Origin of the sequence: Pseudomonas cremoricolorata DSM 17059 = NBRC 16634, assembly GCF_000425745.1 — a bacterium.
Classification (GTDB): Bacteria; Pseudomonadota; Gammaproteobacteria; order Pseudomonadales; family Pseudomonadaceae; genus Aquipseudomonas; species Aquipseudomonas cremoricolorata.
Genome location: NZ_AUEA01000012.1, coordinates 1 through 24,319 on the forward strand (window position 1 = coordinate 1; position 24,319 = coordinate 24,319).

The following is a 24,319-nucleotide window of genomic DNA, read 5'->3' on the forward strand; positions in this document are numbered from 1 at the left end:
CGCATGGCCACTTGTGATGCTGATAATCTATGCGACGATCAGTCCGTACTCACAAGCACCCACACGAATTGCTTGATTCAATTTGTTAAAGAGCGTTTGGTTAAGCCTTTCGTCTCAACCGAGGCGCGCATTCTACGCTTTCCTCTAAGTCTGTCAAGCGTTTATTTCGAAGTATTTTGCGAGAATCTCGTTCAACTTCAAACACTTGGCTCGCTGCGATCGCTCGTAGCGGGAGGCGAATCATACAGCGTTGAACAACGCTGTCAACCACCTTTTTCACCGCTATCGATCAGCAGATCGAAGCACCTCCAGCACCACATGAACAGCTAACTCGTTGAAACTCAAGGAGTTTTCCGTTCCGTTTGCCCCGGAAGTGGTGCGCAGTATAAAGAGATTCCGAGAGGGGTCAAGCACTTATTTCAAATAGATGACATTCACCGCCTCAACGCCCTTTCTATATAGAGGCCGTACTGTCAGATCACACCTGCGGCCTTCAATTGCTGCAGATCAGCATCCTCCAGGCCAAGCACCTGGCCCAGCACCTGCGCCGTGTGCTCACCCAGCTGCGGCGGCGCCATCCGGTACTCCACAGGCGTTTCAGATAGCCGTATCGGGCTCGCCACCTGCGGTACTTCACCCGCCAGTGCATGGGGCATGCTCAACGCAAGGCCACGGGCCAGCACCTGCGGGTCGGCGAATACCTGGCTCAGGTCGTTGATCGGGCCGCACGGCACTCCAGCCTGCTCCAAGGTCTCGACCCACTCCGCAGTTGTCCTGAACACCGTCGCCTGGCGAATCAACGGGATCAACACGCCGCGATTGGCCACCCGCATCGCATTGCTGGCAAAGCGTTCGTCATCGGCCCACTCAGGATGGCCCGCCACTTCAGCGAATTTGCGGAACTGGCTGTCGTTACCTACGGTGAGGATGAAGTCGCCATCGGCTGTCGGGAAATCCTGATACGGCACGATGTTCGGATGGGCATTGCCGAGCCGTTGCGGCGGGTTTCCAGTGGTCAGGTAGTTCATTGCCTGGTTGGCCAGGCACGCTACCTGGACATCGAGCAGCGCCATATCGATATGCTGCCCGGCGCCGGTCTGCTCGCGATGCGTCAGTGCAGCGAGGATCGCGGTGGTGGCATACAGCCCGGTGAGGATGTCGGTCAGCGCCACGCCCACCTTCACCGGGCCCGCTCCATTCTCACCAGCCGCACGCCCGGTCAGGCTCATCAGGCCACCCAGGCCCTGGATCATGAAGTCGTAGCCTGCCCGCCGCGCATAGGGGCCGGTTTGCCCGAAGCCTGTGATCGAGCAATAGATGAGTCGGGAGTTGACCGCCTTCAGGCTCTGATAGTCCAGGCCATAGGCGGCCAGCCCACCCACCTTGAAGTTCTCGATGACGATGTCCGAACGCGCCACCAGCTCGCGGATCAGTTGCTGACCCTGCGGCTGCGTGAAGTCGATAGTCAGCGAGCGCTTGTTGCGATTGGCCGCCAGGTAGTAGGCCGCCTCTCCGGTGCTGCGGCCCTCGCCATCGGCAAGGAATGGCGGGCCCCATGAACGTGTATCGTCGCCCTTGCCCGGGCGCTCGACCTTGATGACGTCGGCACCGAGGTCCGCCAGGATCTGTCCGGACCATGGCCCGGCCAATACCCGCGAGAGGTCCAGCACTCGTACATGTGACAACGCGCCCATGACCTTTCCCTCTATTAATAGAACGCCTGGATGCCAGTCTGTGCGCGCCCGAGGATCAGCGCATGAATGTCATGGGTGCCCTCATAGGTGTTGACCACCTCGAGGTTGACCAGATGACGGGCCACGCCAAACTCATCGGAAATGCCATTACCGCCGAGCATGTCGCGGGCCAGCCGGGCGATGTCCAACGCCTTGCCACAGGAATTGCGCTTCATCAATGAGGTGATTTCGACCGCAGCGGTGCCTTCGTCTTTCATCCGCCCCAGGCGCAAGCAGCCTTGCAAGGCCAGGGTGATTTCAGTCTGCATGTCGGCCAGCTTTTTCTGGATCAGTTGATTCGCAGCCAACGGACGGCCGAACTGCTGGCGATCCAGGGTGTATTGCCGTGCGGTGTGCCAGCATGCTTCGGCGGCACCCAGGGCACCCCAGGAGATTCCGTAGCGGGCTGAGTTGAGGCAGGTGAACGGTCCTTTCAGGCCGCGCACCTCGGGGAAGAGGTTGTCGTCGGGAACGAAGACGTTGTCCATGACGATCTCGCCGGTGATCGAGGCGCGCAAACCCACCTTGCCGTGGATCGCCGGGGCACTCAGGCCTTCCCAGCCTTTTTCCAGGATGAAACCGCGAATGTCGCCGGCATCGTCCTTGGCCCAGACCACGAACACATCGGCAATCGGGCTGTTGGTGATCCACATCTTCGCGCCGCTGAGGCGGTAACCGCCCTCGACCTTGCGTGCCCGGGTGATCATCGCGCCGGGGTCGGAGCCATGATTGGGCTCGGTCAGGCCGAAGCAGCCGATCCACTCGCCGCTGGCCAGCTTGGGCAAGTATTTCTGCTTTTGCGCTTCGGTGCCGAACTCGTTGATCGGCACCATCACCAGCGAGGACTGCACGCTCATCATCGAGCGGTAGCCCGAATCGATACGCTCGACCTCGCGGGCGATCAGGCCATAGCAGACGTAGTTCAGACCGCTGCCGCCGTAGGCTTCGGGGATGGTCGCCCCGAGCAAACCGATTTCACCCATCTCACGGAAGATCGCCACATCGGTCTTTTCGTGCCGAAACGCCTCGATGACCCGCGGCGCCAGCTTGTCCTGGGCGAACTGGAAGGCGCTGTCACGCACCATGCGTTCTTCTTCCGAGAGCTGCTGGTCGAGCAGCAGGGGGTCGATCCAGTTGAACTGCGCTTTACCGGCCATGGGATTCCTCGAGCGGTCAGACGAAAGTGTGTGTGCACTGATGCTAGGCCGGAATCTGCGCGCGAACAAACGAGGATTACGCACGCTTGAGTGATATTTTCTCACTCCAGAAAGGCAAACTCTGCCACTCCACCGGCATCTGAAGTGAGGGCCACGTACATGCGCCGCACCATTCCCAGTACCACTGCGCTCATCTGTTTCGAAGCGGCCGCGCGTCATGAAAGCTTTACCAAGGCGGCTCAGGAGCTTTCCCTCACCCAGGGTGCGGTATGCCGACAGATCGCAGGGCTCGAAACCTTCCTCAACGTCGAACTGTTCCGCCGCTCGCAACGTGGCGTGAAGCTCAGTGAAGCCGGACTCTCCTACAGTCGCCAGGTAGCGGCACAGCTCGATGCGGTCGAACGCGATACCTTGTCGGTCATGGGCCAGCAAGGGGCCAACGTGGTCGAGCTGGCGGTCGTCCCTACCTTCGGCACACAGTGGCTGCTGCCACGCCTGAAAAGCTTCCAGCAGCAACACCCGGACATCACGGTCAACCTGACCAACCGCACGCGCCCCTTCCTGTTCGCTGATACCCCGTTCGATGCCGCCATCTACTTCGGCGATGGCGACTGGTCAGGCACGCACTGCCACCACCTGATGCGGGAAAACCCGCTACCGGTCTGCAGTCCGGCAGTGCTCAAGGGCCGCAGCGCCCTGTCCGCCGAGGAAATCGCCGAGCTGCCCCTGCTGCAACAGACCACTCGGCCCTACGCTTGGCGTCAGTGGTTCGGCTCCTGCGGCATGAACGTCAGCAAAGACATGGCCGGGCCGCGCTATGAGTTGTTCTCGATGCTGGCCCAGGCCGCCATTCACCAAATGGGCGTGGCCCTGATACCGGCGTTCCTGATCCAGCGAGAGTTGCAGGAAGGTCGTTTGGTAGTCGCTCACAGACATGTCCTGAGCAGCGACAAGGCCTACTATCTAGCCATTCCCGAACGCAAGATCGAGTCGGCCTCACTGCGCGCTTTCAAAGACTGGTTAATGGCCAATGCCAGAGAGTACGTGGCCTGCAGCCGAGAAGTCGCTGCGCCGTGATTGCGTAGTCGGGAAATGAAAAACCTACAGATATAAGCTTATGTCGCCTATAAGCAATCTGTTATGGCACTTGTCACACCAATACCGGAACGGTGAGCTGGGCTAAATATTCGCAAAAGGGCCAATATCCGCTGAAATTTCCGGTTATTTGGAAATTTTCAGCATCTTTAGCCAAGCCCGCGAGGCAGATGGCTTGGATAAGGACGAGTGCGACAGATAGTCACGGTCTGACTTGTAGTTTTTAGATCGTCTCACTTCAAAACCGGTTGCTGCGCTTCCGAGCGCTCTGCACAATGCCTCGCCCGCCCCGGAATGCGCGGGCTCAAGGTTATGGACGCCCCAGCCACACCACTCGAAGTGGGCTGGTTTCTTACAAGATTCAAGGTCGCCGCAGGAGATAGGTCGTGCATATTGGTGTTCCTCTCGAGACGCAGCCGGGTGAGACGCGCGTCGCCGCCACGCCGGAAACCCTCAAAAAGCTGATCGCCCAAGGGCATCAGGTGACCGTTCAACGCGGTGCCGGGCTCAACGCCAGCATTCAAGACAGTGCCTATGAAGCCATTGGCGCTTCGCTGGGCAGTGCCGCGGATGCCTTCGGTGCACAATTGGTGCTCAAAGTGGTCGCGCCAAGCGACCAGGAGCTGGCGCTGATCAACCGCGGCACCTTGTTGGTGGGCATGCTCAACCCCTTCAACAGTGAGCTGATCGGCAAGATGGCCGAGCACGGCATCACCGCGTTCGCTCTTGAGGCGGCGCCGCGCACTTCGCGCGCGCAAAGCCTGGACGTGCTGTCGTCGCAGGCCAACATCGCCGGCTACAAAGCTGTGATGCTCGCTGCTCACCACTACCCGCGCTTCATGCCGATGCTGATGACCGCCGCAGGTACGGTCAAGGCAGCCCGCGTGCTGATTCTCGGCGCCGGTGTGGCAGGCCTGCAGGCCATCGCCACGGCCAAGCGTCTGGGCGCAGTGATCGAGGCGTCCGATGTGCGCCCTGCGGTGAAGGAGCAAATCGAATCGCTGGGGGCCAAGTTCCTCGACGTGCCCTACGAAACCGATGAAGAACGCGACTGCGCCCAGGGCGTTGGCGGCTATGCCCGGCCGATGCCGGCCAGCTGGATGCAGCGCCAGGCGCAGGCGGTCCACGAGCGTGCCAGGCAGGCCGATATCGTCATCACCACCGCGCTGATCCCGGGGCGCAAGGCGCCCACCCTGCTCAGCGCAGAAACCGTGGCGCAGATGAAACCCGGCTCGGTGGTGATCGACCTCGCGGCGGCACAGGGCGGCAACTGTCCGCTGACCGTGGCAGACCAGGTGGTCAACGCCAACGGGGTGACCATCGTCGGTCCGACCAACCTGCCTGCCCAGGTAGCAGCCGATGCTTCGGCGTTGTATGCACGCAACCTGCTGGACTTCATGAAGCTGCTGTTCGACAAGGACGGCGCGCTGGTGATCAACCTCGAAGACGATATCGTCGCGGCCTGCCTGATGTGCCGCGATGGGCAAGTCGTGCGCAAGAACGGCTAAGGAGCAAAGCAATGGAAGACATGCTGATTTCCCACGGCATCTACAACCTGATCATCTTCGTGCTGGCGATTTATGTCGGCTACCACGTGGTGTGGAACGTCACCCCGGCGCTGCACACCCCGCTGATGGCCGTGACCAACGCCATCTCGGCGATCGTCATCGTCGGCGCCATGCTCGCCGCAGCCCTGACCGTGACGCCAGCGGGCAAGATCATGGGCACCCTGGCCGTGGCACTGGCAGCGGTCAACGTGTTTGGCGGCTTCCTGGTTACCCGGCGGATGCTGGAAATGTTCAAGAAGAAAGTCAAAACCGAGGGGCAGAAGTAATCATGAGCATGAACCTCGTCACGCTTCTGTATCTGGTCGCTTCGATCTGCTTCATCCAGGCGCTCAAAGGCCTGTCGCACCCGACCACCTCGCGCCGCGGCAACTTCTTCGGCATGTTGGGTATGGGCATCGCCATCCTCACCACCGTTGGCCTGATCTACAAACTGGGCGCAGAGTTAGCCACCGCCGGCATCGGTTACGTCATCGTCGGCCTGCTGGTCGGCGGCAGCGCTGGCTCGATCATGGCCAAGCGCGTGGAAATGACCAAGATGCCGGAACTGGTCGCCTTCATGCACAGCATGATCGGCCTGGCGGCGGTCTTCATCGCCATCGCCGCAGTGCTCGAGCCGCAGTCGATGGGTATCGTGCTGCACATCAGCGATCCGATCCCCACCGGTAACCGCCTGGAGCTGTTCCTCGGCGCGGCCATTGGCGCCATTACTTTCTCCGGCTCGGTGATCGCCTTCGGCAAGCTGTCGGGCAAGTACAAGTTCCGCCTGTTCCAGGGCGCACCGGTACAGTTCGCCGGCCAGCACAAGCTCAACCTGATCCTAGGCCTGGCGACCATCGCCCTGGGCCTGATCTTCACCTTCACCGGCCACTACAGTGCCTTCACCCTGATGCTGGCCCTGGCCTTCGTCATGGGCGTGCTGATCATCATCCCGATTGGCGGCGCCGACATGCCGGTGGTGGTGTCGATGCTCAACAGCTACTCGGGCTGGGCAGCGGCGGGTATCGGCTTCTCGCTGAACAACTCGATGCTGATCATCGCAGGCTCGCTGGTGGGTTCGAGCGGCGCGATTCTCTCGTACATCATGTGCAAGGCGATGAACCGCTCGTTCTTCAACGTCATCCTCGGGGGCTTCGGTGGCGCTGCCGATGCCGGGCCGGCGACGGGCTCCAGCGAGCAGCGTCCGGTCAAATCCGGCTCGGCCGACGACGCCACCTTCCTGCTCAGCAACGCCGACAGCGTGATCATCGTCCCAGGCTACGGCCTGGCGGTGGCCCGCGCGCAGCACGCCCTGAAAGAACTGACCGAGAAGCTGGTGCACAACGGTGTCACGGTCAAGTACGCCATTCACCCGGTCGCAGGACGCATGCCGGGGCACATGAACGTGCTGCTGGCCGAGGCCGAGGTGCCTTACGACCAGGTATTCGAGATGGACGACATCAACGCCGAGTTCGGCCAGGCCGATGTGGTGCTGGTGCTGGGCGCCAACGATGTGGTCAACCCATCGGCGAAGACCGACCCCAAATCGCCCATCGCCGGCATGCCGATTCTGGAGGCTTACAAAGCCAAGACCATCATCGTCAACAAGCGCTCGATGGCCAGCGGTTACGCCGGCCTGGACAACGAGCTGTTCTATCTGGACAAGACCATGATGGTGTTCGGCGATGCCAAGAAGGTCATCGAAGACATGGTCAAGGCGGTGGAATAGCCTTCTATATATAGAAGCCGCGTGATCGACCAAGCCCTGGCCCCTGCCGGGGCTTGGTTCGTCATGGCCCCGATGAAAGGTGCGCTTGACCCCACGTTTCATAGACCTTGGTCGGGGGACGGCGCCGGGCGAAGCCACTAGACTGCGCATCTAGCTTGAGTAGCCCGAGATAACAATCCATGTACCGTGATCGTATTCGCTTGTCCTCCCTGCACAGCAAGGTAATGAGTGCAGCAGACGCCGCCGGCCTGATTGAAGATGGCATGACCGTCGGCATGAGCGGTTTCACCCGCGCCGGTGAAGCCAAGGCCGTTCCCCACGCACTGGCCGAGCGCGCCCGCCAGACGCCGCTGAAGATCAGCCTGATGACCGGCGCCAGCCTGGGCAACGACCTCGACAAGCAGCTCACCGAAGCCGGTGTGCTGGCCCGTCGCATGCCGTTCCAGGTGGATAGCACGCTGCGCAAGGCCATCAACGACGGCAAGGTGATGTTCATCGACCAGCACCTGTCGGAAACCGTCGAGCAGTTGCGCAACAAGCAGCTGACTCTGCCGGACATCGCGGTCATCGAAGCGGTGGCGATCACTGAGCAGGGCCATATCGTGCCGACCACCTCGGTGGGCAACTCGGCCAGCTTCGCGATTTTCGCCAAGCGCGTGATCGTCGAGATCAACCTGTCGCACAACCCCAATCTGGAAGGTTTGCACGACATCTACATCCCCACCTACCGACCCACGCGTACGCCGATTCCTCTGGTGAAGGTCGACGACCGCATCGGTAGCACGGCGATTCCGATCGATCCTGCGAAGATCGTCGGCATCGTCATCAGCGAGCAGCCTGACTCACCGTCGACCGTGCTGCCGCCGGACAGCGAAACCCAGGGCATCGCCGATCACCTCATCGCCTTCTTCAAGAAAGAAGTGCAAGCCGGACGCATGACCAGCAAGCTCGGCCCACTGCAGGCCGGCATTGGCAGCATCGCCAACGCGGTGATGTGTGGGCTGATCGACTCGCCGTTCGAAGACCTGACCATGTACTCGGAAGTGTTGCAGGACTCGACCTTCGACCTGATCGACGCCGGCAAGCTCAGCTTCGCCTCGGGCAGTTCGATCACGTTGTCGAGCCGGCGCAACGCCGATGTGTTCGGCAACCTGGAACGCTACAAGGACAAACTGGTACTTCGCCCGCAGGAAATCTCCAACCACCCCGAGGTGGTACGTCGCCTGGGAATCATCGGCATCAACACGGCGCTGGAATTCGACCTCTATGGCAACGTCAATTCCACCCATGTGTGCGGCACGCGCATGATGAACGGTATCGGCGGCTCGGGTGACTTCGCCCGTAACGCTCACCTGGCGGTGTTCGTGACCAAGTCGATTGCCAAGGGTGGCGCGATTTCCAGCGTGGTGCCGATGGTCAGCCACGTCGATCATACCGAGCACGATGTCGACATCCTGGTGACCGAACAGGGCCTTGCCGACTTGCGCGGCCTGGCACCGCGCGAACGTGCCCGGGCGATCATCGATAACTGTGTGCACCCAGACTACCGCGCCGCCCTCGACGACTACTTCACCCGGGCCTGCGAGCGCGGCGGGCACACGCCACATATTCTGCGCGAGGCGCTGAGCTGGCACGAGAACCTCGAAGAAGGTGGCCGTATGCTGGCGATCTGAGGGTTTCCCAAACTGTAAAAGCCCGCGCTAGAGCCTTTGGCTTCTGGCGCGGGCTTTTTTTTGACTTCATTCAGGGGCTGCGCAGGTTAGATAACCGCACATATGTTAATAAACTGTACAACTGTACCGGTTATTCGAGCTTTCAAACTTGCCGCGATGCTAAAAACATTCATAAATGCACCTTATCGGTGCAGACCGGTACAGTTGCGCCAATAAAGGGTGCAACAGCTCCATTTCACAGTTCACTGAGCCACTGCAATACAGTTGAACTGTATCTATTGCGATGGACACAACAGGAGGAAGATGGGCACCAGTTAAATCACTATCTAATGCCGCCATAAGCGGAAGGATGAATCTCATGGAACGTACACTCAGTTCCGATCTGGCTTTCGAAAACAACTCCGCCGCCCAGGCCTCGATGCCGCTGCGTGCACTGTCTACCCTGATGCTGTGGCAGCGTCGCCTGTCCAGCCGTCGTCAGCTGGCGCGCCTCGACAGCCGCCTGCTCGCCGACGCTGGTATCAGCGAGTCGCAACGCTACGAAGAGCTGGGCAAGCCGTTCTGGCGCTAAGCCCGCTCTGCCGGCCTGGCCGGTAGTGAATTCTGAAAACCCGTCGCAGGGAACTGCGACGGGTTTTTTGTTTCCAACGCCCGCCGTAGAGCGGCTTGGGCTGAAACCCATACAGTTTTTACTTTGCCGATTATCGACTGGTACAGTCAGTCACTCTGCTTACATCTGGAAATAACCAAGTACAGTGCAAGGACGCAGAGGGTTTGATAGAAACCTTTGTCCTACGTAACGTACGGCGCACTGCGAGCGTCCGATTAGCAGATCACCACTTGACCCTCTTCAGGAGTTCTCACCATGTCACGTAAACCCCTGTTCGCTGCGGCTCTGTTGTTGAGCCTGGCAGGTACCGCCAGCGCCTCGAGCTTCATCGTCACCACGGACGCAGTGGTCGATGGTATCGCCGCCTCCACCAATGCCACTTCCGACGCCTCCTCCTCCCTGCGCGACAACAAGATCGTTCAGGCCGCTCGTGACGATGCCGCCAGCTTCGTCGGCAGCCAGGGCGAGATTCGCGGCGCGAAACTGGAAAGCGCCTTCAGCTACATTCGCCAGCAAGCACCACAGTTGCAGGCCAGCGATACGCAACTGGCCCAGGCCATCCTCGCGCTCTGACCGGGTAACGTCGCGCTGACCAAGGTCAGCGCGCGAATCGCCTGGCGGGCCCTGACTCTGCTGAAATCTAGAAAGCCCATGCGTTATCTGCTCCCGCTGTCACTGCTGCTCGTCGCCACGGCTGCCCATGCGTTCGATACCAGCACCCAGGGTGTGGTCATCGGCAGCTACGGCACCACTCAGCTGACCACCGCTCCGTTCGATCGCAAACTGATCATCGACGCCCGCGATGACGCGGCTGCGTTCGTCGCCAGTGAAGGCCGGATTCGCGGCGCGCGGCTGCAGGCGGCGCTAATGGCACTGCGCCAGACGCACCCTGCACAAAGTGCCGATGACCTTGAACTGGCGCAGGCAATTCTCGTCCAATGATCCATCCCTGACTCCCCCGCTTCTTCTGGAGATGCTCCATGCGTAAACCGCTGATTGCCGCCACCCTGGGCCTGTTCCTGCTGGCTGACCTGGCCCAGGCACAAACGCTGGTGGCCACCAGCAACATCATCGTGCGGGCCTTTGGCCGTTCGATCGACTTCACCTCCGACACCACCACCTCGATTCGCGATTCCAAAGTGGTGCGCGAGGCCCACGACGATGCCGCAAGCTTCGTGGCCAGCGATGGCGACATTCGTGGTGCACAGCTGGAAGCCGCCTTCACCACCCTGCGCGAGCGCCTGCCAGAAGCGCGTGGCGCCAGCGACCAAGTGCTGGCCGAAGCCATTCTGGCGCTGTGAAGACGGTGCGTGCCTGGCTTCTCGGTTGCGCACTGACGTTACTGGGCACGCCCGCATTGGCCGATCTGCGCCTCGAGCTGCGGACCAATGACCTCGACAGTGCAGAACGACACGCCACACAAACGCTGCTCGATGAAGCGCTGAGCAAGCTGCCGCCACGCTTCGTCGAACAACTGGACCGCCGTGTGCGGGTCAGCTGGAGCGCCGGCATGCGTGCCGACGCCTATGGGCAGGCGTCGCTGGTCGATACCCTCGAACTCAATCGCCGCCTGTTGCCGGGGCTGGTCGACGGCAGCGCCGCCACCCAGCAGACCGGCCGCCCCCACGGCACCGTGCGCGAGGAGCTGCTCGCCACCGTCCTGCATGAGCTGACCCATATCTATGACCGCGCCCGGCTGTGGTCGGCCGCCGATCGACCGTTGCTCAACCGCTGCAAGCGGCAACTGAGCAGCCTGGGCAAGATCGGTCTGCCAGAAGCCTGCCGCGGCCAGACCGAGCGCCGCTTCACCCTCAGCGATGACCCCCGCCTGCTCGACTTGGCCGGCTGGCAGCAATACGTCGGCCGACGCGGCGAACGTGAGCAGCACAACGGCCAGGGCGTGCGCAGCCCGGATGGCTACGAACTGAGCAGCCCCAAGGAGTTCGTCGCGGTCAACATGGAGTATTTCCTCCTCGACGCCAGCTATGGCTGCCGCCGCCCGGCGCTGAATCAGTACCTCAAAGACCATTTCGCCTGGGCGCCGCGCCAGGATGCCTGCGCCAAGGGCCTGCCGTTCATCAACGCCGGCAACGACTTCGCCCGCCAGCCGCTGGGCGAGATCGACCCCGAGCGGGTCTACGAGGTCGACTACCTGCTGGCCGAGGCCAACCAGAACTGGGTCAGCCGCTGGGGCCATAGCATGCTGCGCCTGGTGATCTGTGCCCCCGGCCGCCCGCGCGGCCCTGACTGCCGGCTCGACCTCGATCAGCACCTGGTGCTTTCGTACCGCGCCTTCGTCAATGATGTGCAGTTATCGAGCTGGGATGGCCTGGTGGGCGCCTACCCGTCACGCCTGTTCGTGCTGCCGCTGGGTCAGGTGATCGACGAATACACCAAGACCGAGCTGCGCAGTCTGGCCTCGATTCCGCTCAAGTTCAGCCGCAGCGAAGTGGAGAACCTGGTGCGCCAGGCCGCCGAGATGCACTGGAGCTACGACGGCAACTATTACTTCCTGTCCAACAACTGTGCGGTCGAATCGCTCAAGCTGCTGCGCAGCGGCACCGGCAATCCGCGCCTCAACGACCTCGACAGCATCATGCCCAACGGCCTGCTGGAAGTGCTCAAGGGCCGCGGCCTGGCCGATACCAGCGTGCTCGATGATCCACGCGAGGCACTGCGCCTTGGCTACCGCTTCGATTCCTACCGCGACCGTTTCCAGGCCATGTTCGAGGTGCTGCGCAAGCAGCTGCCGGTGCCGCAGAAGAACGTCGAGGACTGGCTCGCCCAGGATGCCGAACAACGCCGCGCCTGGTTCGCCAAGGCCGACCTGCGCACCAGTGCAGCGTTGCTGCTGCTAGAGCAGGCCAGCCTGCGCCGGCAGTTGCTGCTGGCCCAGGATGAGGTCAAGCAGCGCTACCTGAACGCCAGCGCGTTGAAGGACGGCACGGTCGACAAAGCCAACGAAACCCTGCAACAGATGCTGGCCAACAGCGGCTTCCTCAGCCGCCCGGCCGAGCTGCTCGGCACCCAGGGTTATGGCATCCCGCAGGCCGATGAACGCCAATACCTGGAGCGCACCGCTGGCGAGCGCCAGGCGCAACTGCTGCGCCTGAGCACCAACCTCGATCAGGAAGTGCGCGCCCTGCTCGACCCGAGCCGGGCCAAGGAAATCGCTGCCGTGGAAGCCAACACCCGGCAGATTGGCGAGCATTTGCGGGCCCTGCACAAGGCAGCAGGCGGCTTGCAGTTGCCGTGAGCGGCCCAGCGACCCGCCGCGAGCGCTAACCGTGCGCGGCGGGCCGCAGTCGAAAGCTGGCTGAAAGCTTGCCCACTTAGGATGTCACCATTGCCGGCAGCAGACCGGCGCGCCAGCGACCCGACTCGATTCGGGCCTGGACCATCCAACAACAACAAATGGTGACTGCAATGCCTTTCCGTGCCCTCTTCGTTCTTCCGTTACTCCAGCCCGCTCCCGTTCAGCCGCTCAAGCGCTGACGCGACACGCCGCACCTTCCTTTCGCTGCGCCACGCCTGGAGTACTTCGCCATGCTGACCTTCCTTGGCTTCGCCATGGTCATCACCTTCATGTACCTGATCATGACCAAGCGCCTGTCGGCGCTGATCGCGCTGATTCTGGTACCGATCGTCTTCGCCCTGTTCGGGGGCTTCGCCAGTGACATCGGGCCCATGATGCTGCAAGGCATCAGCAAGCTTGCCCCCACCGGGGTGATGCTGATGTTCGCCATCCTCTACTTCGCCCTGATGATCGACTCAGGCCTGTTCGACCCGGCGGTGCGCAAGATCCTCGCGCTGGTCAAGGGCGACCCGCTGAAGGTCTCGGTCGGCACCGCCGTGCTGGCGCTGGTGGTGTCGCTCGATGGCGACGGCGCCACCACCTACATGATCTGCTGCGCGGCGATGCTGCCGCTGTACAGCCGCCTGGGCATGAGCCCGCGGATCATGGCCGGGTTGATCATCCTCGCCGGTGGCGTGATGAACATGACGCCCTGGGGCGGCCCTACCGCACGTGCCGCCAGCGCGCTGCACGTCGACCCCTCGGACATCTTCGTACCGATGATTCCGGCCATGGCCTTCGGCGTGCTGGCGATCCTCGCCATTGCCTATCTGTACGGCAAACGTGAGCGCGCACGGCTGGGCGAGCTGCGCCTGCCGACCGACGATATCGACCACAGCAGCATCAGCGTGTCGCAGTTCCCCGAGGCGCGCCGGCCGAAGCTGCTGTGGTTCAACGGTGCCCTGACCGCCGCGCTGATGGTCACGCTGATCATGGGCCTGCTGCCGCTGCCGGTGCTGTTCATGATCGCCTTCAGCATTGCCATGATCGTCAACTATCCCTGCCTGCAGCAGCAGAAAGACCGCATCGCCGCCCATGCCGGCAGCGTGCTGGCGGTCACCGGGCTGATCTTCGCGGCGGGTATTTTCACCGGCATTCTGTCCGGCACCGGCATGGTCGAGGCCATGTCGAAAAGCCTGCTGGCGGTGATTCCGCCGAGCATGGGCCCGTACCTTGCGGTGATCACCGCGGTGGTGAGCATGCCGTTCACCTTCTTCATGTCCAACGACGCCTTCTACTACGGCGTGCTGCCGGTGCTGGCCGAGGCGGCCAGCCACTACGGTATTTCGCCGGTGGAAATGGCCCGTGCCTCGATCGTTGGCCAGCCGGTGCACCTGCTCAGCCCGCTGGTGCCCTCGACCTACCTGCTGGTGGCACTGGCGGGCATCGAATTCGGTGACCACCAACGCTTTACCCTGAAGTGGGCCGTGCTGGTGTGCCTGTGCATTCTTCTGGCGGCGCTGCTGCTGGGCGTCTTCCCACTGTTCGGCAGCCTGTAACAGCCCGCCTGCAACCGGGCCTGCCACGCAGGCCCACGCTGCCCTGCGCAAATGTTTCAAATATGTTTCAGCCGTGCCAAGCTGGCGGACGTCGCATCGAACAACTACAGCTTGAGTGAGACCTGTCACAACCGTCCGTACAGGATCAGGCTCACCGCAGCATCCATTGGCCCGCTCAGGGCGTCGGCTTCAAGGGGCTCTGATCATGTTGACCCTGCTCAATCTGCTCTCGGCAGTCACCTTGCTGGTGTGGGGCACGCACATCGTGCGCACCGGCATCCTGCGGGTGTACGGCTCCAACCTGCGTCGGGTGATTGCGCAGAACATGGACAAACGGCCGCTGGCGTTCATTGCCGGTATCGTCGTCACCGCCATGGTGCAGAGCAGCAACGCCACCGCCATGCTGGTCACCTCGTTCGTCGGCCAGGGGCTGATGGCGATGACCCCGGCCCTGGCGATCATGCTTGGCGCCGATGTCGGTACCGCGCTGATGGCCCGGGTGCTGACCTTCGACCTGTCGTGGCTATCGCCGCTGCTGATCTTCCTTGGGGTGATCTTCTTCCTCTCGCGCAAGCAGACCCGCGTCGGCCAAATGGGCCGGGTGGCGATCGGCCTGGGGCTGATCATCCTCGCCCTGGAGCTGATCGTGCAGGCCGCAGCGCCGATCACCCAGGCCCAGGGGGTGAAGGTGCTGTTCGCCTCGCTGACCGGCGATATCCTCCTCGATGCGCTGGTCGGCGCGCTGTTCGCGATGATTTCCTACTCCAGCCTGGCAGCGGTGCTGCTGACCGCGACCCTGGCCGGCTCCGACCTGATCAGCCTGCCGGTGGCCATCGGCCTGGTGGTCGGCGCCAACATCGGCAGCGGCCTGCTGGCGTTCATCAGCACCAGCATGCAGAACGCTGCCGGGCGCCGCGTGGCCCTGGGCAGCCTGCTGTACAAGCTGATCGGCCTGCTGCTGATCATTCCGCTGCTGCACCCGCTGGTCGACTGGCTCGACACCCTGAGCTTCAGCCCGCAGGAACTGGTGATTGGCTTCCACCTGCTCTACAACACCTTGCGCTGCCTGCTGATGCTGCCGACGGTGAAGCTCATGGGCCGCGTCTGCAATGCGCTGCTGCCTGAGCGCGACAGCGGCGAGGCCCAGATGCGTCCGCGCCACCTCGACCCCTCGGCGCTGGAGACTCCCAGCCTGGCGCTGGCCAACGCCGCCCGCGAAACCCTGCGCCTGGGCGATATCGTCGACAGCCTGCTGACCGCCATGCTCGGCGCCCTGCGCGGCACCCAGCCGGCCATGGCGCAGCAGGTACGCACCCTCGGCGAGGACGCCGATGCGCTGTACAGCGCGATCAAGCTGTACCTGGCGCAGATGACCCGTGAAGACCTCAGCGAGCACGACAACCGGCGCTGGGCCGAGATCATCGAGCTGGCGATCAACCTCAAGCTGTCCAGCGACCTGATCGAGCGCATGCTGCGCAAGGTCCAGCAGCAGAAGACCGCCCAGCGCCGAGAGTTCTCCGAAGTGGGCCTGGGTGAGCTGACCGGCCTGCAAGAACAACTGCTGGCCAACCTGCGCCTGGGCCTGTCGGTGTTTCTCAGCGCCGACCCGGAAAGCGCACGCCTGCTGCTGCGGGAAAAACGCCGATTCCGCGCCCAAGAGCGGCGCCTGGCCCACGCCCATGTCAGCCGTTTGCAACGCAAGGTGGTGCAGAGTATCGAGACCAGCTCGCTGCACCTGGAGCTGATCGCTGACATGAACCGGTTGAACTCTTTGTTCTGCAGCAGTGCCTATGTGGTACTAGGCGGTTCGGACACCGGCGGTTTGTTGCTCGACAGTGTTCCCGATGAACCCCGTCAGCCCTGAAATCGTTCACCTCGGAGACTGCCCGCCCGCCCATGCGTTGTCTGATGCTGATCTGCCTGCTGCTGTTCACCCTGCCGTCGCTCGCCCTGGACCGCTCACGGGTCGAAGGCTACCTGCTACCCAACGGCCTGCAGGTGATTCTCAAGCCAGGCTATGAGAGCGATCACGTCTCCATTCGGCTGGTGATCGGCGTTGGCCTCGACGATTTCCCCTGCGACCAGCGCGAGCTGCCGCACCTGCTCGAACACTTACTGTTCAGCGGCCTGGACGAGAGCGGTGAGGGTGGCCTGGAAATGCGCCTGCAAAGCCTGGGCGGCGAATGGAACGCCTTCACCAGCAACGCCGATACCACCTTCGTCATCGAAGCGCCGGCGCGCAACCAGCGCAAGGTGCTCGACCTGCTGCTGGCGCTGGTGCGCGATACGCAGATCGACGCCAAAGCCCTGGCCAATGCGAAGAAGATCATCGAGCGCGAGGACGGCGGGCATTACAGCCGCGTGCAGCGCTGGCTGGATCGCCAGGACATCGGTCACCGCGCCAGCGATCAGCTCGCCGAGGAGCTGGGCCTCAAGTGCGCCGAGCGCTCCGATGTCGACGACATGACCCTCAAGCAGGTCAACCAGTTGCGCGAGCACTGGTACGCCGCCAACAACATGACCCTGATCGTCGTCGGTGGCCTCGACAAACTGCTGCCGGCCTACCTGGAACGCAGCTATGGCGAGCTGCCGCCCAGCGAGCCAGGCGAACGCCGTGACCTGGAAACCATCACCCATCAGGCCGAACAGCGTCGCACCCTGACCCGGGGCTGGCTGGGCGACAGCGCCAAGCTGCACTGGCTGTTCATCGAGCCGGTGCTGGATGTCGACCACGAACAGACTCTCGACCTGGTGTCGCGCTACCTCGACTGGGCGCTGTACGAACAGCTGCGCCTGCGCCATGGGCTGTCGTACGGGCCCTCGGTGCAACGCGAGAGCTTCGGCGACAGCGGCATGCTCAGCCTCAATGCCGACCTGGAGCGCGACGATGTCGATGCGGCGGTTTCGGTGCTCGAAGGGCTGTTCGACACGCTGCGCAAGGACGGCCTGGATGCGCAGACCTTCGCCCGCATCAAGGACGCGGCCATCGCCCGCGAGAGCTGGAGCAGCCAAGGCAACAGTGCCCTGGCGGACTACTACTGGGGCGGCCTGAACAGCTACAGCGACGGGCGCTACCAAGACCCGATCGGCAAGCTGCGCAAAGTGAAGCTGGAGGAAGCCAACGCAGCGCTGCGTGAGCTGCTCAAGTCACCCGGTTACCTGCGCATCGAGCAGCCGCTGATGGCCTACGACGAGCTGTACGGGCTGGTCGGCCTGCTGCTGGCCTCGCTTCTGGCCATTGGCCTGTTGCGCCGCCGGCGCCAGCCGCCACCACCTCGGCCCAGCGGTGCTACACGGCACCGCTGATTCGGCGCTATCCTTGCGCCAGCGCCGCCTTCGCGGCTGGCGCTGGTCCCCTTTTCCTGCCGTGTAGCTGACCCATGCCGCCCATACCTCATCTCGTTCAGCGCGTTATCGAGCTGCTCAAACGCTATCCCGGGGTCATCGCCCTCGGTGGTTTCCTCTCGGGTATCGGCAGCTTCATCCTGGTCGACCGCCAGGCGGGCCTCGCCAGCTGGATCGCCATCCTGCTGCTGGTCAGCTGGATCTGGCTGATGCTGGAGAACACCCTCACCGGCTTGTTCGCCCGCACCTTCAAGCGCGAAATCCCACAGCCGCTGCTGCGCTATGCCACGCAGATGATCCACCAGGAAAGCCTGTTCTTCGTCCTGCCGTTCTTCTTCATCACCACCACCTGGAACAGCGGCCAGCTGGTGTTCACTGGCCTGCTCGCCGGCGCCGGGCTGGTGTCGATCGTCGACCCGCTGTACTACCGCTGGCTGGCGCCGCGACGCTGGCTGTTCATGGCTCTGCACACGCTGACGCTGTTCGCTGCACTGCTCACCGCCCTGCCGATCATCCTCCACCTGACCACCGCGCAGAGCTTCAAGCTGGCGCTGATTGCGGCCATGGTGCTGTCGTTCCCAAGCCTTGCCAGCAGCTTCCCGATCAACACCTGGCGGCGCGGTGCGGCGCTGGTGCTGTTGACCCTGGCGGTCGGTGGTTGCGGTTGGTTGCTGCGTTCGTGGGTGCCACCGGCAACGCTGTGGATGACCGAAGTGGCGGTGAGTACCCAGGTCAACAATCGCCAGCCGGGCGACTCGCTGGAAGAAATCGCCGCCAGTCAGATTCGCAGCAGCGGGCTCTATGCCTACACCTCGATCAACGCACCGCGCGGGCTCAACGAGCGCATCTACCATGTCTGGCAAAAGGACGGCCAGGAAGTCGACCGCATCGCCCTCGACATCAAGGGCGGACGCAAAGAGGGCTACCGTGCCTGGACGCACAAGCAGAACTTCCCGCCTAACCCGGTCGGTCGCTGGCAGGTACGGGTGCTGACCGAGGATGGTCAGGTGATTGGCGTGCTGCGCTTCAAGGTCATCGACGACGCCGCGAAACCGGCCAGTTGAGGGCTGGGCCGGGCGTTGCGCACCGGCCCTTGGGTTCAGCTCAGGCGAAGAACCAGTAGCAGACGAAGATCGCCGCCACCACCCCGGAAAACTCGGCGAGCAGCGCGCAGCCCACGGCGTGGCGGACCCGCTGGATACCCACCGCGCCGAAATACACCGCCAGCACGTAGAAGGTGGTTTCGGTGCTGCCCTGAATGGTCGCCGCGACCAGCGCCGGGAAGCTGTCGACACCCTGGGCCTGCATGGTCTCGATCAGCATGGCCCGCGCTGCACTGCCCGAGAACGGTTTGACCAGCGCGGTCGGCAGGCCATCGACGAAGCGCGTGTCCAACCCTAGCCAGTTCACCGCGTGACGAATGCCGTCCAGCGCCAGCTCCAGCGCCCCCGAGGCGCGCAGCACACCCACCGCGACCAGCATCGCCACCAGGTAGGGCAGCAGGTTCTTGGCGACGTCGAAGCCCTCTTTGGCGCCTTCGACGAACGCTTCGTAGACCTTGACCCGCTTCAATGCGCCAATCAGCAGGAACAGCACGATCACGCCGAACAGCGTGAGGTTGCCGAGCAGCGACGACAGGCTGGCCAGGGCGGCGGCGGACAGCGTGCCGAGGAAGGCCATGAAGCCGCCCAGCAACAGCGCACCCGGAATCATGTAGGCCAGCACCACCGGGTCCCACAGGCGCAGGCGCTGCATCACCGCCACCGACAGCAGGCCCACCAGGGTCGAGACGCTGGTGGCCAGCAGAATCGGCAGGAACACCAGGGTCGGGTCGGTGGCCCCTTGCTGGGCGCGGTACATGAAGATGGTCACCGGCAGAAGGGTCAGCGACGAGGCGTTGAGTACCAGAAAGAGGATCTGCGCGTTGCTCGCGGTGGTGCTGCTGGGGTTGAGCTCCTGCAAGGCGCGCATGGCTTTGAGGCCGATGGGCGTGGCGGCGTTGTCCAGGCCCAGGCCGTTGGCGGCGAAGTTCATGGTGATCAGGCCCAGCGCCGGGTGCCCCTTGGGCACCTCGGGCATGAGCCGGGCGAACAGCGGGCCGAGCACCTTGGCCAGCCATTCGACGATGCCGGCCTGCTCGGCGATCTTCAGAAAGCCCAGCCACAGGGTGAGGGTGCCGAACAGCAGGATCACCACATCCACCGACAGCTTGGCCATGGCGAAGATGCTCTCGACCATGGCCGCGAAGATGCCGGCATTGCCGCCGACCAGCCACTGCGCCAGCGCCGAGATGCTGCCTACCAGGAAAAAGCCAAGCCACAGGCCGTTGAGCATCCGCGTCGTCCCCCGAAAAATGCCCGCATCATAACCCAGCCCACCAACAAAAAGCCCCGACCAAGGCCGGGGCTCTGAGTGCAACGCGTCGGCTGGCGACTTACTGCTTGACCGCCTGCGCGCTGACTGCAGCGGCTTTCTTGCCGGTCATGTGCGGCAGCGAGTTGTAGTAAGCCTCGCCTTTGGCCGCGTCGTACATGCCTTCCCAACGGGCGATCACCAGCGCCGCCAAGGCGTTGCCGACCACGTTCAGCGCGGTACGGGCCATGTCCATGATGCGGTCGACACCGGCGATGAAGGCCAGGCCTTCCAGCGGAATACCGACGCTGCCCAGGGTCGCCAACAGAACCACGAAGGACACGCCCGGTACGCCGGCGATACCTTTGGAAGTGACCATCAGGGTCAGCACCAGCAGCAGCTGCTGGCTCCAGGTCAGGTCGATGCCGTACAGCTGGGCGATGAACAGGGCCGCGATGCTCTGGTACAGGGTCGAGCCGTCGAGGTTGAACGAGTAGCCGGTCGGCACCACGAAGCTGCAGATCGATTTCGGCGCACCGTAGGCTTCCATCTTCTCGATCACGCGCGGCAGTACGGTTTCCGAGCTGGAGGTGGAGTAGGCGAGGATCAGCTCGTCTTTCATGATGCGCATGATCTTGATCACCGAGAAGCCGAACACTCGTGCGACAAGGCCCAGCACCATGAAGGCGAAGAAGGCGATGGCGAAGTACACCAGCAAGACCAGCTTGGCCAGCGGCAACAGCGAAGCGAAGCCAAAGTTGGCGACGGTCACGGCGATCAGGGCGAATACGCCGATCGGGGCGTAGTTCATGATCATGTGGGTGACCTTGAACATGGTTTCCGAAACGCCCTGGAAGGTGCGCACCAGCGGCTCACGCAGGTCGCTGGGCAGGCTAGAAAGGCCCATGCCGAACATGACCGAGAAGAAGATGATCGGCAGCATTTCACCGCGCATCAGCGCTGCGAAGATGTTCGAGGGGATCAGGTTGAGCAGGGTCTGGATGAATGCATGCTCATGCTGCACTTCAGCCGCCGTGGCCTGGTACTTGGAGATGTCCACGGTACCCAGGGTGCTCATGTCGATGCCGGCGCCCGGATGGAACACGTTGGCCAGCACCAGACCGACGACGATGGCGATGGTGGTCACCACTTCGAAGTAGATGATGGTTTTCAGGCCGATGCTGCCGAGCTTCTTGGCGTCGCCCACACCGGCGATGCCGACGATCAGCGAAGAGATCACGATGGGCACGACGATCATCTTGATCAGACGAATGAAGATGTCACCGGCGGGTTGGAGGATGTTGCTGATCCACCATGCCTTTTCTGCACTGAAATGATTCAGCAGCGCGCCGATTGCAACGCCCAGGACCAGACCGATGACGATCTGCCAGGCGAGGCTCAGTTTTGCCTTCTTCATGTCGTTACCCTTTGTTGTAGTGGACATGGTTCGCCGGCCGGAAATACACGTGCCAGAGCCATCTGGCTGGGTCACGAGTGAACTGTTGCTTCCGTTAGGCGGGCTCCATGAAAGGTCACCGCAGGCACGTCAAGTGACGCCGGTGCCCGCGAAAAGGCGGCAACTATTGCCATGGGAGAAGGGTCAGTCTAATGCCGGAAACGACTACCCTATGCCGAAACTGCATAACTAAGGTGGGGTAAATCGGCCATTTCGGGAGGTATTTTTTTACTTGTTCGGATAACCGAACAACCACGAAAACCCTCCATTCGGTGTGTGTGCCGTGGGTGGCGGAAAGCGCGCAGCTTGATGTTCGACAATCCGAATGGGCGGCGAGCGCTCATCGGGCGGATGCAAACGAAGGGAAAAATTCGATGTGTGGCGAAGGGGAAATGTGTCTTCTCAGACATTTCCTACGCTATCGAGAAGGGGAATCGGTGCTTCGGAGGTCAGGTCCGCTCCACGGCATGGACCTGAACCTTCCGATGCTACCTTTCCTGACCCGGCCCATTACGGAGGTACTCCCTGTACCCCTAGGCCACTCCGACTGTGCAACCGTCAGAACAGCCCGACCCCCTGGTCATGTGCCTCATCTTGTCGATGCGGCGCATCATGGAAGTGGCAACGGTAATCGGGTTGCACTTCCAAATGATTACAGTGCGCTACCGCTGGTCAGTACCAGTTCGGGTCGCGCTTGAGCTGCTCCTGAAGCAGCGCCTTCATGCCGTCGTCCGGGTCACCGATCCAGCGATACTGGGCGTGACGGGTGGGCGATTTATCCTTCGGCAGGCCTTCGGGCACTTCGACGAGCATCCCGTAGGCGTCTTCCTTGTCCCAGCTGAATGCCACTACCAGCCGCTTGTAGGTGCAGGTGGTCTCGGTTTCGCACAAAGGCCCGACCAAGTACTTGTCACCGTCTTCGGTAGCTGCAGACATCTGTTGTTGCGCGCTGCCCGACAGGTTGATCACCCAATCCGGCAAGCGTTCTTGACCTTTTATGGCGTCCTGCCATGTTTCGCGGTATTCCGAATCCGCGCCCAGCAACGTATTCAGATAGACCTGGCCGTCATTGGCGGCCAGGACGGCTGAACTGCTGCCGATCAGCACGGCAGCAGCCAGCACGTTCCTGAGCAGGGTGTTCATGGACGGCCACGGCCTCGACCGAAGAAGAACGATGCAACGAACAGAACCAGGAAGACGATGAACAGGATCTTGGCGATACCCGTTGCAGCGCCGGCGATACCACCAAAGCCCAATACAGCGGCGACGATGGCAATGATCAGGAAGGTAATTGCCCAACTCAGCATGGTGATTCTCCTATTTCCTATGGAATCAGTACGGCGGGGCCTTAGAAGACCCAGCGTTCCTGGGGTACGACGTTATCGATAGTGGCCGGGGAAGCTTTGGCCACGGGTGCCTGCGGCAGGGTTTCGGCGGCTTTCACCAACGAAGTTGAACGAGTGGCCTGAATCTTTGCCAAAAGAGCCGTCTGGGCTGCGACCTGGTCGGCAAGACGGGCAGTCTGCACGCTGTGATAGAACTGCCCGGCGACAATGGTCAGCACCAGTGCAACGCCAATGAAGAGGAGCTGGCCCACAGGCAGGGTGCTTGCGGTCTGCATGCTGTTGACGGTCTGGCGGTTCATGCCGGCTCCTCCTACTGGACTACTGAATTCGTTATCTGATCCTGATCAAGTAGTTGCAGCCTGCATGCCAGCTTTGCACGATTAATTTTTTCGTTATAAATCAAAGAGTTATCTGATTAAGACATGGGTGCCACGGGCGTATCCTGCACGATGCACGACCTGGGGTCGTGCAATTTGCAAGAAGCGCCGCTGGCCCGTTCAGCCCTCGACCTTGGTCGCGACCTTGAGCATGTCGGCATCCACGCCGCGCACGCCGACGATCTGCCGGGCAATTTCCACCGCCACGGTTTTCAGTTCGCTGCTCACCACATCGCCCGACAACTTCACCAGGCCTTCGGCACTGACCACGTGGATGGTGCCGCCATCGAGGTTGCGGCTGAAGCGGTAGCTGTTTTCGATCTTGTCGACGATCCAGCTGTCGCTGGGCTGCGGCCCACTGGGTGCGTCCACGGGTTTGTTGCGGGCTTCGGCCATGGCCGCGCTGTCCAGGCTCACCAGGTTGTTGGCCAAGTGCACGCCCTCGGTGGTGCGCGCAACGACACCGGCCAGGTCCTTGGCCTCGGCACTGTCGACGCGGCCACGCAGGGTGACGACACCGTCGCGGCTTTCAACCTCGATGGGCGCTTTCTCGGTGACCCGGCTCCAGGCCAGACGGGCGCGGACCATCGCCGCCAACGTGGCGTCATCCAGCCGCTGGGCGTAGGAACGTGCCTCGAGCGGTTGTTCGACCAGCTCGGCGTTGACCTTGAGCTGGTTATCCACCTTGTCGATGCCGGCGGTCGCCAGCGCAACGCGCTCTGCCAGGTCGCGCTCGACCTGGTTTTCCACCTCGCCGCTCAGGCGCGCCTGGGCGCCGTCGACGCTTACGTCGATCTTGAACGGGTTGAGTACGCGGTTGAGCGACAGTGCCGTCTGCACGCCACCCTCGAGCCGGGCGTTTTGCACAGGATCGGCAAATACCGCAGCGCTGGTCATCAGACTGAACGCCAGAACGGCAACGGATGGCAGGGTTTTCATGAATTCTCTCCTGTGTGTGCAAAGCCTGTGATCGTCGCAACCGGCGTGCCAGCGCTCCAATCAATGGGAAATTTTCAGACTTTCAACGGGTTAGCCAAGCTGCAGGCAA

The 24,319-nt window shown here is 62.4% G+C and carries 22 protein-coding genes; 14 read left to right on the forward strand and 8 right to left on the reverse strand.

All coding sequences use genetic code 11. The features are described 5' to 3' along the window. Nucleotides 1-473 precede the first annotated feature (473 nt). Both H618_RS0114635 and H618_RS0114640 read right to left on the reverse strand, forming a co-directional pair. The gene (locus H618_RS0114635) at nt 474-1,694 is read right to left on the reverse strand and encodes a CaiB/BaiF CoA transferase family protein (RefSeq protein ID WP_028695772.1); all 1,221 of its coding nucleotides are present in this window, start codon (nt 1,692-1,694) and stop codon (nt 474-476) included. Between the two features lie 14 nt (nt 1,695-1,708). Then, nucleotides 1,709-2,890: an acyl-CoA dehydrogenase gene (locus H618_RS0114640; protein ID WP_028695773.1), complete on the reverse strand. Its 1,182-nt coding sequence runs from the start codon at nt 2,888-2,890 to the stop codon at nt 1,709-1,711. A gap of 159 nt (nt 2,891-3,049) precedes the next feature. Here H618_RS0114640 and H618_RS0114645 point away from each other — a divergent pair, with 159 nt between their 5' ends. The 14 genes from H618_RS0114645 (at nt 3,050) to H618_RS0114710 (ending at nt 18,804) form a co-directional block, all read left to right on the forward strand. Next, entirely contained in the window at nt 3,050-3,967 is a 918-nt protein-coding gene (locus H618_RS0114645; protein ID WP_028695774.1) for a LysR family transcriptional regulator, read from the forward strand. Nucleotides 3,968-4,371: 404 nt separating this feature from the next. Beyond that, nucleotides 4,372-5,493, forward strand: a complete 1,122-nt coding sequence (locus H618_RS0114650) for a Re/Si-specific NAD(P)(+) transhydrogenase subunit alpha (RefSeq protein WP_028695775.1) — start codon at nt 4,372-4,374, stop codon at nt 5,491-5,493. A gap of 11 nt (nt 5,494-5,504) precedes the next feature. Next, entirely contained in the window at nt 5,505-5,819 is a 315-nt protein-coding gene (locus H618_RS0114655; RefSeq protein ID WP_028695776.1) for an NAD(P) transhydrogenase subunit alpha part 2, read from the forward strand. A 2-nt stretch (nt 5,820-5,821) separates the two neighbouring features. Next, nucleotides 5,822-7,258: an NAD(P)(+) transhydrogenase (Re/Si-specific) subunit beta gene (locus H618_RS0114660; protein WP_028695777.1), complete on the forward strand. Its 1,437-nt coding sequence runs from the start codon at nt 5,822-5,824 to the stop codon at nt 7,256-7,258. A gap of 179 nt (nt 7,259-7,437) precedes the next feature. Continuing rightward, nucleotides 7,438-8,931 (forward strand): succinyl-CoA:acetate CoA-transferase ScpC, encoded by a 1,494-nt coding sequence (gene scpC, locus H618_RS0114665; RefSeq protein WP_028695778.1) that lies wholly within the window; start codon nt 7,438-7,440, stop codon nt 8,929-8,931. 418 nt (nt 8,932-9,349) lie between these two features. Further along, on the forward strand, nt 9,350-9,502 hold the full coding sequence (locus H618_RS0114670) for a DUF1127 domain-containing protein (RefSeq protein ID WP_425414201.1): 153 nt from the start codon (nt 9,350-9,352) through the stop codon (nt 9,500-9,502). 294 nt (nt 9,503-9,796) lie between these two features. Continuing rightward, the gene (locus H618_RS0114675; RefSeq protein WP_028695780.1) at nt 9,797-10,114 is read left to right on the forward strand and encodes a DUF2388 domain-containing protein; all 318 of its coding nucleotides are present in this window, start codon (nt 9,797-9,799) and stop codon (nt 10,112-10,114) included. Nucleotides 10,115-10,192: 78 nt separating this feature from the next. Then, complete coding sequence (locus H618_RS0114680; protein WP_028695781.1) at nt 10,193-10,483, forward strand: DUF2388 domain-containing protein; 291 nt, start codon at nt 10,193-10,195, stop codon at nt 10,481-10,483. 38 nt (nt 10,484-10,521) lie between these two features. Continuing rightward, nucleotides 10,522-10,842, forward strand: a complete 321-nt coding sequence (locus H618_RS0114685; RefSeq protein WP_028695782.1) for a DUF2388 domain-containing protein — start codon at nt 10,522-10,524, stop codon at nt 10,840-10,842. Next, the gene (locus tag H618_RS0114690; RefSeq protein WP_028695783.1) at nt 10,839-12,797 is read left to right on the forward strand and encodes a DUF7844 domain-containing protein; all 1,959 of its coding nucleotides are present in this window, start codon (nt 10,839-10,841) and stop codon (nt 12,795-12,797) included. Before H618_RS0114685 ends, H618_RS0114690 begins: the two co-directional genes overlap by 4 nt. A 290-nt stretch (nt 12,798-13,087) precedes the next feature. Further along, complete coding sequence (locus H618_RS0114695) at nt 13,088-14,395, forward strand: CitMHS family transporter (protein WP_028695784.1); 1,308 nt, start codon at nt 13,088-13,090, stop codon at nt 14,393-14,395. Between the two features lie 205 nt (nt 14,396-14,600). Continuing rightward, nucleotides 14,601-16,259 carry a Na/Pi cotransporter family protein gene (locus H618_RS0114700; protein WP_028695785.1) on the forward strand — a complete coding sequence of 553 codons (1,659 nt, stop codon included), beginning with the start codon at nt 14,601-14,603 and terminating at the stop codon, nt 16,257-16,259. Between the two features lie 32 nt (nt 16,260-16,291). Further along, nucleotides 16,292-17,701 (forward strand): M16 family metallopeptidase, encoded by a 1,410-nt coding sequence (locus H618_RS0114705; RefSeq protein ID WP_028695786.1) that lies wholly within the window; start codon nt 16,292-16,294, stop codon nt 17,699-17,701. A 74-nt stretch (nt 17,702-17,775) separates the two neighbouring features. Further along, nucleotides 17,776-18,804, forward strand: coding sequence for a DUF5924 family protein (locus H618_RS0114710; protein WP_028695787.1), 1,029 nt, complete (start codon nt 17,776-17,778; stop codon nt 18,802-18,804). Nucleotides 18,805-18,844: 40 nt separating this feature from the next. Here H618_RS0114710 and H618_RS0114715 read toward each other — a convergent pair whose 3' ends face one another. From H618_RS0114715 to H618_RS0114740, 6 genes are all read right to left on the reverse strand, one after another. Further along, entirely contained in the window at nt 18,845-20,074 is a 1,230-nt protein-coding gene (locus H618_RS0114715; RefSeq protein ID WP_028695788.1) for a nucleoside recognition domain-containing protein, read from the reverse strand. A gap of 100 nt (nt 20,075-20,174) precedes the next feature. Further along, nucleotides 20,175-21,509, reverse strand: coding sequence for a glutamate/aspartate:proton symporter GltP (gene gltP / locus H618_RS0114720; protein ID WP_028695789.1), 1,335 nt, complete (start codon nt 21,507-21,509; stop codon nt 20,175-20,177). 711 nt (nt 21,510-22,220) lie between these two features. Continuing rightward, nucleotides 22,221-22,691 carry an inhibitor of vertebrate lysozyme family protein gene (locus H618_RS0114725; RefSeq protein ID WP_028695790.1) on the reverse strand — a complete coding sequence of 157 codons (471 nt, stop codon included), beginning with the start codon at nt 22,689-22,691 and terminating at the stop codon, nt 22,221-22,223. After that, complete coding sequence (locus H618_RS22525; RefSeq protein WP_028695791.1) at nt 22,688-22,855, reverse strand: DUF1328 domain-containing protein; 168 nt, start codon at nt 22,853-22,855, stop codon at nt 22,688-22,690. Before H618_RS22525 ends, H618_RS0114725 begins: the two co-directional genes overlap by 4 nt. A gap of 41 nt (nt 22,856-22,896) precedes the next feature. Beyond that, on the reverse strand, nt 22,897-23,193 hold the full coding sequence (locus H618_RS0114735) for a hypothetical protein (RefSeq protein ID WP_028695792.1): 297 nt from the start codon (nt 23,191-23,193) through the stop codon (nt 22,897-22,899). Nucleotides 23,194-23,391: 198 nt separating this feature from the next. Beyond that, the gene (locus H618_RS0114740) at nt 23,392-24,210 is read right to left on the reverse strand and encodes a BON domain-containing protein (protein WP_028695793.1); all 819 of its coding nucleotides are present in this window, start codon (nt 24,208-24,210) and stop codon (nt 23,392-23,394) included. Nucleotides 24,211-24,319 lie beyond the last annotated feature (109 nt).

What these genes read in the sequence shown, in the direction of transcription:
- H618_RS0114635 (WP_028695772.1), bottom strand. Translation starts at nt 1,694, where the DNA reads ATGGGCGCGTTGTCACATGTACGAGTGCTGGACCTCTCGCGGGTATTG.
- H618_RS0114640 (WP_028695773.1), bottom strand. Translation starts at nt 2,890, where the DNA reads ATGGCCGGTAAAGCGCAGTTCAACTGGATCGACCCCCTGCTGCTCGAC.
- H618_RS0114645 (WP_028695774.1), top strand. Translation starts at nt 3,050, where the DNA reads ATGCGCCGCACCATTCCCAGTACCACTGCGCTCATCTGTTTCGAAGCG.
- H618_RS0114655 (WP_028695776.1), top strand. Translation starts at nt 5,505, where the DNA reads ATGGAAGACATGCTGATTTCCCACGGCATCTACAACCTGATCATCTTC.
- H618_RS0114660 (WP_028695777.1), top strand. Translation starts at nt 5,822, where the DNA reads ATGAGCATGAACCTCGTCACGCTTCTGTATCTGGTCGCTTCGATCTGC.
- scpC (WP_028695778.1), top strand. Translation starts at nt 7,438, where the DNA reads ATGTACCGTGATCGTATTCGCTTGTCCTCCCTGCACAGCAAGGTAATG.
- H618_RS0114670 (WP_425414201.1), top strand. Translation starts at nt 9,350, where the DNA reads ATGCCGCTGCGTGCACTGTCTACCCTGATGCTGTGGCAGCGTCGCCTG.
- H618_RS0114675 (WP_028695780.1), top strand. Translation starts at nt 9,797, where the DNA reads ATGTCACGTAAACCCCTGTTCGCTGCGGCTCTGTTGTTGAGCCTGGCA.
- H618_RS0114680 (WP_028695781.1), top strand. Translation starts at nt 10,193, where the DNA reads ATGCGTTATCTGCTCCCGCTGTCACTGCTGCTCGTCGCCACGGCTGCC.
- H618_RS0114685 (WP_028695782.1), top strand. Translation starts at nt 10,522, where the DNA reads ATGCGTAAACCGCTGATTGCCGCCACCCTGGGCCTGTTCCTGCTGGCT.
- H618_RS0114695 (WP_028695784.1), top strand. Translation starts at nt 13,088, where the DNA reads ATGCTGACCTTCCTTGGCTTCGCCATGGTCATCACCTTCATGTACCTG.
- H618_RS0114700 (WP_028695785.1), top strand. Translation starts at nt 14,601, where the DNA reads ATGTTGACCCTGCTCAATCTGCTCTCGGCAGTCACCTTGCTGGTGTGG.
- H618_RS0114705 (WP_028695786.1), top strand. Translation starts at nt 16,292, where the DNA reads ATGCGTTGTCTGATGCTGATCTGCCTGCTGCTGTTCACCCTGCCGTCG.
- H618_RS0114710 (WP_028695787.1), top strand. Translation starts at nt 17,776, where the DNA reads ATGCCGCCCATACCTCATCTCGTTCAGCGCGTTATCGAGCTGCTCAAA.
- H618_RS0114715 (WP_028695788.1), bottom strand. Translation starts at nt 20,074, where the DNA reads ATGCTCAACGGCCTGTGGCTTGGCTTTTTCCTGGTAGGCAGCATCTCG.
- gltP (WP_028695789.1), bottom strand. Translation starts at nt 21,509, where the DNA reads ATGAAGAAGGCAAAACTGAGCCTCGCCTGGCAGATCGTCATCGGTCTG.
- H618_RS0114725 (WP_028695790.1), bottom strand. Translation starts at nt 22,691, where the DNA reads ATGAACACCCTGCTCAGGAACGTGCTGGCTGCTGCCGTGCTGATCGGC.
- H618_RS22525 (WP_028695791.1), bottom strand. Translation starts at nt 22,855, where the DNA reads ATGCTGAGTTGGGCAATTACCTTCCTGATCATTGCCATCGTCGCCGCT.
- H618_RS0114735 (WP_028695792.1), bottom strand. Translation starts at nt 23,193, where the DNA reads ATGAACCGCCAGACCGTCAACAGCATGCAGACCGCAAGCACCCTGCCT.
- H618_RS0114740 (WP_028695793.1), bottom strand. Translation starts at nt 24,210, where the DNA reads ATGAAAACCCTGCCATCCGTTGCCGTTCTGGCGTTCAGTCTGATGACC.